The 7,882-nt window shown below is 66.1% G+C and carries 7 protein-coding genes and 1 riboswitch; of the genes, 1 reads left to right on the forward strand and 6 read right to left on the reverse strand.

Annotation, left to right across the window (positions count from 1 at the left end; genetic code table 11):
• Positions 1 to 419 precede the first annotated feature (419 nt).
• Entirely contained in the window at positions 420 to 575 is a 156-nt protein-coding gene (locus tag VAE54_RS01880) for a hypothetical protein (protein ID WP_322800233.1), read from the forward strand.
• A 176-nt stretch (positions 576 to 751) separates the two neighbouring features.
• Here VAE54_RS01880 and VAE54_RS01885 read toward each other — a convergent pair whose 3' ends face one another.
• From VAE54_RS01885 to VAE54_RS01910, 6 genes are all read right to left on the reverse strand, one after another.
• On the reverse strand, positions 752 to 1,159 hold the full coding sequence (locus VAE54_RS01885; RefSeq protein WP_322800234.1) for a DUF3368 domain-containing protein: 408 nt from the start codon (positions 1,157 to 1,159) through the stop codon (positions 752 to 754).
• A 119-nt stretch (positions 1,160 to 1,278) separates the two neighbouring features.
• Positions 1,279 to 1,554, reverse strand: coding sequence for a UPF0175 family protein (locus VAE54_RS01890; RefSeq protein WP_322800235.1), 276 nt, complete (start codon positions 1,552 to 1,554; stop codon positions 1,279 to 1,281).
• A 446-nt stretch (positions 1,555 to 2,000) separates the two neighbouring features.
• On the reverse strand, positions 2,001 to 2,996 hold the full coding sequence (locus tag VAE54_RS01895) for a ribonucleotide-diphosphate reductase subunit beta (protein ID WP_322800236.1): 996 nt from the start codon (positions 2,994 to 2,996) through the stop codon (positions 2,001 to 2,003).
• A 45-nt stretch (positions 2,997 to 3,041) separates the two neighbouring features.
• The gene (locus tag VAE54_RS01900; protein ID WP_322800237.1) at positions 3,042 to 5,498 is read right to left on the reverse strand and encodes a ribonucleoside-diphosphate reductase subunit alpha; all 2,457 of its coding nucleotides are present in this window, start codon (positions 5,496 to 5,498) and stop codon (positions 3,042 to 3,044) included.
• Positions 5,499 to 5,525: 27 nt separating this feature from the next.
• A riboswitch (cobalamin riboswitch) is annotated at positions 5,526 to 5,742 on the reverse strand.
• Positions 5,743 to 5,766: 24 nt separating this feature from the next.
• Positions 5,767 to 7,368 (reverse strand): ATP-binding protein, encoded by a 1,602-nt coding sequence (locus VAE54_RS01905; protein ID WP_322800238.1) that lies wholly within the window; start codon positions 7,366 to 7,368, stop codon positions 5,767 to 5,769.
• A 32-nt stretch (positions 7,369 to 7,400) separates the two neighbouring features.
• Positions 7,401 to 7,882 (reverse strand): queuosine precursor transporter (locus VAE54_RS01910; RefSeq protein ID WP_322800239.1); only part of this gene is annotated, 482 nt, incomplete at its 5' end.

Consider the following 7,882-nt stretch of genomic DNA (forward strand, 5'->3'; position numbering starts at 1 on the left):
ATCCAGGGCTGCGCGCAGAATGGCCTCCGGGATCGCCGAGGGATCCAGCGTGTCCAGAAGCTCAATGAGGCGAAGCAGCAACACCATCTCTATCCCTCCGTGAACCCGTGCAGGGTGGAGCGTGGCGGTGGCACCCCTATGGGGAAGGCCTGGACGAGGGGCCAGGGTTCATCCGGATGGGGCTCAATCCGGGAGATCCGGTGAGCCCTGTGACCGATAGCAACCCGAAGGGCACGGGCGATCCCCGCCCGAGGGGGACGATGGCAATCCCCCCCGGGGGGGGGGTATTTAATGAAAAAAGAGAGGTTAAAATTCGGGTCCCGTAGCGCGGGTTCCGCCCGGGTTTTTGAACAGGGATCAAGCCGCTGTGCATCTTCACCGTCTCCAGCGGAACATCGGCTCCCCATAGGGCAACTGCTTTGCAGTTGCCCTACGTTTACGTCGAGCGCCAGATCCATGCGATGCCCCGGGAGCTCGATCAGGTGGTGGCTTGGCTGACGCTGGAGACCATAGGGATTCGAATCGACCAGCTCACCCCGGGGCAGGAGCGCTACCTGGCCTCGTGGAAGGAGTAACGCTGTTGTGGTTAATTATATTCTAACCTGCGGGCCTGTCAAGGGGGCATGCTCGTTTCGGGGGAGATGGGCGGGCCTCTGGCATGCCCACCCACCGTTCGGATCTGGAGAGATCAGCTCCCTTCCCGGGATGGCGAGCGCGGCCGCCAAAGCCCGGGCGAAGACCCTTCTCGCTCTCAATTTTTCCGGTCCTTCGCTTCGGTCTCAGATTCCGGCTCAGGCCGGAGCTCCCCCGCCCCTCGCAGCACGCTCTTGTGGAGGTCCGGGGCGAGCCGGAATCCTCCTGCTATCAGCTCGTCGAGCATGGGCTTCACCTCAGGGATCACGCCGCGGCCTTTCGCTATAAGCAACACCCCGAGGAGGCCTGTCACCTTTACCCCTTGCCTTTGTGCTTCCCGTCGGGCTGCCCGGTCGTCGCTCAGCAGCACCGCCCCGCGCTCCACAGCCAGGGCGATCGCCTCCCGCTCCCCCCGTCCCAGCCGCTTCGGCAACCCCTCCACCCGCTTTCGATCCTGGACCCGGACGACACGGATCCAGTCGTTCAGGGCCTTCTCCAGCGCCTCGACCCCCGGCTTCCCTGGCACCTGCAGCTCCTAGGCCACTGCCTCCGGGATCCACACCTCCCTCTCGCCCACGGCCTCGCGCAGCAGCTCCAGGTGCCCGATCCGGGCAAGCAGGATCAGGGTGGATGCGTCCGCGACGATCATCCCTGAAGGGCCTCTCGAAGGATCTCCACGTCCTGCTGCAGCTCCTCCGGGGTCTGGCGGAGTGCGGGGAGGCCATGCTTGGCCAGGAGATCGAGCAGCTCCCAGCGATCCACCCCCAGGAGTTCGGCGGCCTTCCCTTGCGAGATCTCCCCCCGATGGAGGAGATCGAGCACCAGCGCCTCCCGGGCGGCGTGGGCAGCGGCCTCCTCCGACACAAATAGCTCTCGTAGTTCCTCCGGCAACTCCAGCTCAAAACGAACTTTCATTCCCATCGTTTTCTCCTCGCTTTATTTTCGGAGCTCAACTTCCGCTGGGCCCTGCGCTCCATGTCGTCCACCCCCCTTCGGGATCCAGGACTCGCATCCGGCGCTGCGGGCACCCACGGATCAGAAGCTCCTCTTCGGGGGGTTGAAAACGAACCGCCGCTGTCTTTCCCGTGATCGTCCCACGTCACTTGCGTGTCATGCGGCGGCCGGCAGCCGTATCCCCTCGTCCGGCCGCCGCATGGCCCGCTCGATCGCCCCCACGCTCCGTTCCTGCTCAGGGTATCCCGTTTCTATGTTTCAGGCAACCCCTTTTGCCCTTACGGAGGGGAAGGGATGGGCGCATCGCATGGTCAAGAAAGGGGGAGGTGGGCGGGCCTCTGGCATGCCCACCCACCGTTCGGATCTGGAGAGATCAGCCCTCTGGCGGTGCGGCCCGGCGAAAAGAAGGGAGCTTATTCGCGGGGGCGCCCGACTTCGTAATTCACGTTGCGGGCCTCGAAGAAGTTCACTTGTTCAGGGAGATCGATCTCGGCGGCCAGCCAGCGGAAGGGATTCGGTGTGTGGAACTGGGCACCCAGCCCCAGCTCCTCCAGACGCCGGTCGGCCACATAGCGCACATAGGCGTTGAGGGATCCCGCGTGGAGGCCCAGGATCGGCCGGGGAAGCAATGCCTGATTGTAGGCTTCCTCCAGCGCCACGGCCTTGAGGATCATCCGGCGCAGTTCCTCCCCCAGGGCCGGCGTTCGCACCTCGGGATACTCCTGGAGGAAGGCCCGGATCAGGTGCACGCCGAACGAAAGGTGAAGGCTCTCATCCTTGAGCACCCAGTCGATGATCGTGCCCAGGCCCCGCAGCAGGTTCCGGCGCCGGAAAGAGAGGGCGAAGGCGAAGCCGGAATAGAAGAAGATCCCTTCCAGAACCACGAAGAAGCCTGTCAGGTTCCGCAGGAAGCGCTGGCGTCCCTCCACCGTGCCCAGGTCCAGGCCTGGCTGCATGATCTCGAGCGTGAGCTGACGCTGGAAATCCGCTTTCGCCGCCACGGCCGGATGATCCTCCAGCATAGCGAACACCCGCTCCCGATCCAGGGGCAACGTCTTGATCACGTATTCGAAAGCCATGGTGTGGTTAGCTTCCTCCCAGGCCTGCCGGGCGAGATAGAGGCGGATCTCGGGGGCGGTGAGATAAGGATAAAGGGCCAGCACCAGGTTGCTGGTGACCATGGATTCCATGGGGTTGAAGAAGCCCAGCAGGATTTCCACCGCCTGGCGCTCCTCCTCGGTGAGGCGCTCATGCCAGTCCTGAACGTCATCGTGAAGGGGTGCCTCTTCAGGAAACCAAGTGTTGCGCTTGGCCTGCTGCACATGGGCATACGCCCACGGATACCGCAGGGGAAAAAGACGCAGCGGCTCCACCGGATCACCGCCGATCAGCCCGTGTGCGGATTGCATGGAAAGGCCTCCTGGAGAGATCGGGAGATGGCGAGGCCATCGCCTCTACTGGCAGGCCTCGCAGGAGCCATCCAGGGCGCAGGCGGCGTCGGCCTGCAGCTCCGCCTCCGCCGCCTCCACCCAGCGGGGCCGTTGCGCGGCCTTGTTCACCCGCACCGTCGCCGGCTCCGCCCGCATGCGGGGCATCACATAACAGTAATAGGTGGCCTTCACGCCCTTCCGCCAGGCCTCCAGGTAAACCTCTGCGATATCGGCCGGCGTTTCGGACGTGAAGTAGAGGCTGCGGCTGATGCCCATATCCACCCATTTCTGGGCCCGCGCCGTGATCTCCAGCAGGGCCTCCGGCCGGATCTGGAAGGCCGTGGGGAAGCGCCGTCGCACCGGCTCGGGGATCTCGGGGATAGCCTCTACATCGCCCTGGGTCTCCACCAGCCGTTCCCGAACGCGTTCCCACAGCCCCAGAGCTTTCAGGGTCCGGACCAGCGACGGGTTGAACTCCACGAAGCGGCCGGAGAGGGTGGTTCGAACGAAAAGGTTGCTGAAATAGGGATCCATGCTGGGGCTGGTGCCGGCGATCAGGGCGATGGTTGCGGTAGGGGCAATGGCCATCACCGCGCCGTTGCGGATCCCCTGGCGCACCACGTCCCGGAGAGCCCCCCAGTCCAGCCGGCCCCTGCGATCCACCTCGATCCTCCGCCCGCGCTCCCGCTCCAGGTCCCCCAGGGTATCGAAGGGCAGACGGCCTTTGGACCACTCGCTGCCGGGAAACCGCGGGAAGGGCCCGCGCTCCCGGGCCAGGGCGCAGCTGGCCCGGATGGCGTGAAAGGAGAGCTGCTCGACGATGCCGTCGGCCCATTCCGCGGCCTCCGGGTCATTGAAGGAGAGACCCTGACGGCTCAGGAGCTCTGCGAACCCCATGCAACCCAGGCCCACCGGACGGTTCAGGAGGTTGCTGCGGCGGGCGCGCTCCGAGGGGTACAGGTTCAGGTCGATCACGTTGTCCAGGGCCCGCATGGCGGTCTCGACGGTGCGGGCCAGCTCCGCCTCATCCAGGCTTCCGTCGTCTTTCAGATGACGGGCGAGGTTCACGCTGCCCAGGTTGCACACGGCGATCTCCTCCGGGCTGGTGGGCAGCGCCACCTCCGTGCACAGGTTCAGGGAATGGATGATCCCCGCGTGACGCAGCATGCTGCGCAGGTTGCTGCTATCTTTGAAGGTGATCCACGGATGTCCGGTTTCCAGAAGGGCGGCGAGGATCCGCAGATACAGTTCGCGGGCGCGCACTTTCCGCCATGCGCGGCGAGGGATCTCGCCCCGTTCTGCCTGCGCGATGTAATCCTCGTAGCGCCTCCGGAAGGCCTCTCCGTAGAGATCGACCAGATCCCCCGTATACAGCGGGTCGAACAGATACCAGTCCGCATCGGCCTCCACACGCTCCATGAAGACGTCGGGGATCCAGAGGGCGGTGTCCAGGGAAGGGGTGCGCCGGTAGGGATCCCCGGCGTTCCGTCGCAGATCCAGGAAAGACTCGATCTCCAGATGCCATGGCTCCAGATACGCCGCCATCGTTCCTCGCCGCCGTCCTCCCTGGTTGATCGCGTGGATCAAGGCGTCATAGAGGTGCAGGAAAGGGATGAGGCCGCCGCTGCGGCCGTTGATCCCTCGCACCGGCGCGCCGGCGGCCCGGATGCGGCTCACAGAAGCCCCGATGCCTCCTGCGTATTTGGCCAGCATCCCGAAGGTCGCCGCGGCGTCCAGGATGTGATCGAGGCTGTCCAGCACTTCGTAGAGATAGCAGGAGGCCAGCTGGTGGTGAGGGGTGCCGCTGTTGAACAGGGTGGGAGTGCTGGGAAGGAAGCGCAGGGTGCTCATCTGCTCATAAAAGCGCACCGCCCATCCCTCGCGGTCCGACTCCTGCAAGGCCAGCCCCATGGCCACCCGCATCCACATGAACTGGGGCGGCTCCAGGACCTGGCGGGTCTCCGGATCCCGGATCAGGTAGCGATCGAAGAGGGTAGCCAGCCCGATATACGGCAGCAGGGCATCCCGCTCCGGGACCAGGGCCTGAGCCAGCCGATCGAGATCGTAGGCGAGAAGATCTGGATGCAAGGCCCCGCGCCGCACCCCCTCCCGGATGTAAGCAGGGAAGGCGGATGCATAGTCCGGGCGGTCAGAGCCCAGGGCCTCCAGGAGGATGCGCCGGCGCATCAGCGCCGCAGCCGCCCGCTCGTAGAGCGGGTCCTCCCAGATCCGCGCCGTGATCAGCAGGAGCAGCGCTTCCAGGGCCTGGGACGGATCCAGCTGGTCCACCGCGCTTTCCTGGGCTTCCCGGAGAATCGGAGCGCGGAGCGCCTCCGGCAGGCCGGTCTCCTGCAGGTAACGATGAAGCGCTGTCCGCTCCCATGAGGCGGTCGACGTGATCATCGCGCCCTCCGTAGAGGAAAGGATGGCGCGGGAGAACCGCCGGCGTAAGGGGAAAGCCTCCCGGATGGAGGAGGCCATGCCCATCGCCCTCCCGCGAGGCGATGGCGGTTAAAGGGGAGGATGGGCCGGTCTTCGGGCTCCCGGATCGTCCTACTCGCCGCGCCTTCCCGGAGAGGAACCTCCAGTGGCGTGTCGTGCGGCCGTCAGGAGAAGGCCACACCGAAGCGGCTTTCGTCCCCGGTTACCGCTGCGGGGCAGCGCCGGCCTCTCACCGGACTTCCCGCCACCCATCTTGTGGTGAGCCGGCTTCAGGGCCCATTATATTCGGAGGCCTCCGGATGTCAAATCAGGGCGGGGTCTTTGTCCTTCGAGGGCGCGGGCGAGCGGCCTGACGCTCCCGACGGACCTCACGGATCGCTTCGAGGAGATCCTCGCGGCGGATGCGCAGCGCCGGATAGATGTCCGGCTTCAGTTCAGAGATGGGGATGCCCTGGGAGGACGCGAAGGCGGTCAGCGCACGGTAGGCGGCGCGGGCGCAGACGGCCGCGATCTCCGCGCCACTGAAACCGCGGGTCTTCGCCGCCAGCTCCTCCAGGGAAACCGCGGGATCGAGCGGCCGGCGGCGCAGATGGACCCGGAAGATCTCCATGCGGGCCTTCCGATCTGGAAGGGGGATCACGATCTTGCGGTCGAAGCGGCCGGGCCGCAGCAGGGCGGGATCGAGATCCTGGGGCCGGTTCGTGGCGCCCACCACGATCACCCCGGAGAGGGGGGCCAGGCCGTCCATCTCCGTGCAGAGCTGGGCGAAAGCCCGACGGGTCTCCTCATGCGCTCCTTCCCGGCGAGGGCAGAAGCCATCGATCTCATCGATGAACAGCAACACCGGTCGGCCCTGCGCCGCTTCCGCCCGGGCCTCCGCGAACACCCCGGCGATGCGACGGGCGCTTTCCCCATACCACATCGAGAAGACATCCGGCGGAGTGAGCACCAGGAAGACAGCCTCGCTCCGCCGGGCGAGGATGCGGGCCAGGGTGGTTTTGCCCGTCCCCGGGGGGCCGATCAGCAACACCCCCTTTGGGGGCTGCAGGCGGAGGTGCTGGAAGACCCCCGGATTGCGCAGGGGCTCGACGATCCAAGTCTGCAACTCCGCCCGCACCGTCTCCAGCCCCCCCAGATCCTCCCAGTCCACTTCTCCTACGTCCACGGCGGCGGAGGAGGTGGAAGAGCGCACCCGGGGGCGTTGCCCCACCGTGCGGGCCAGAAGGACCCGGATCTCCTCCATCAGGGACGCTGGCGTCTCGACAGTCAATTTCCCGCCCCACTCGTTCTCCCAATCCAGGCTGATCCAGGCTTCATCGATGTAAGCCTCAATGCGGGCCTTTAACGGGATCAAATGCCCGGAAGGATGCAGGGCGAAGATCGGGGCCGAGCCCCCAGGTCCCTCCATGCGGGTCATAACAGCCCGGCGGCGGAGGTGATGGAGCAGCCGGATCAGGCCGCGGATCGAAGGCTGGGGAACCTGGATGATCACCGGCTCCTGCAGGTGCGCCTGCAGGAACGCTTCCACCCGCGCCAGGTCGGTGGGAGCGCAGCGGATCTGGATGTTCAGGGCCTCGCCGAATCCCGGCTCCAGCTGGATCTGACAGGGGGCCCCGCCGATCTCCGCCTTCAGCACGGCCCGGATCGGATAAACGAACCCGTCGGGATCCTGGTGGAGCTGGGGCGCATCCTCCGGCTCCCCCCGGAAATTCCAGCGCCCTCCCACCAGGGTCACCGTTCCATATCGGAGGAGGTTCTCGTAGAAGGCGCGGGCCGCCCGGTGGAGTCCCTTCACCTGACGCACCAGGGCGACCTCTCGAACAGCGATCGGCCCTGGTGCGGAGCCCGGGGAGGATCCGGGTGGAGAAGGGGAAGCGGGAAGCAGCGGGTTGCGATCGCCCTCGTCCATTGCGGCGCTCCTTCTGTTCTACGGCTATGGATTTACTCCATGACCAGGAAGGGGTTGAGGCGGGTGTCGACATCGAAGACATCCATCCCTTCCCAGCGCTTGAGGGCCCGGGCCAGGGCGGCGGAGAAGGGCGAGGCCAGGAACTCGTAGAGGATCTTGGCTCCCGCGTGGGTCGGGATAAGCCTTAGCAAAACACCGGACGGGACAATTCCCCCAAAAGCCAGCGTGAGGAAGACCGCGCTGTCCAGGGCCTCTCCCACCACGGTGCTGACCCAGAACCGGGGCAGCATATAGCGGCCGCGGGTGCGCACTTTCATCTTCGCCAGGACCGCCGCGTTGGCGAATTCCCCCACCAGATATGCGGTGAAGGAGGCCAGCAGCAGCCGGGGAGCGAAGCCCAGGATCTCCTGGTAGGCGGCCTGGCCTTTCCAGAAGGGCGCGGGGGGCAGAAGCCCGCCGGCCGCCGCGGCCAGGACGGCGAGGAGGTTCCCGGCGAAGCCGGTCCAGATCATCC

Source organism: Thermoflexus sp., assembly GCF_034432235.1.
Taxonomy (GTDB): domain Bacteria; phylum Chloroflexota; class Anaerolineae; order Thermoflexales; family Thermoflexaceae; genus Thermoflexus.

What these genes read in the sequence shown, in the direction of transcription:
- VAE54_RS01890 (WP_322800235.1), bottom strand. Translation starts at nt 1,554, where the DNA reads ATGGGAATGAAAGTTCGTTTTGAGCTGGAGTTGCCGGAGGAACTACGA.
- VAE54_RS01895 (WP_322800236.1), bottom strand. Translation starts at nt 2,996, where the DNA reads ATGCAATCCGCACACGGGCTGATCGGCGGTGATCCGGTGGAGCCGCTG.
- VAE54_RS01900 (WP_322800237.1), bottom strand. Translation starts at nt 5,498, where the DNA reads ATGGCCTCCTCCATCCGGGAGGCTTTCCCCTTACGCCGGCGGTTCTCC.
- VAE54_RS01905 (WP_322800238.1), bottom strand. Translation starts at nt 7,368, where the DNA reads ATGGACGAGGGCGATCGCAACCCGCTGCTTCCCGCTTCCCCTTCTCCA.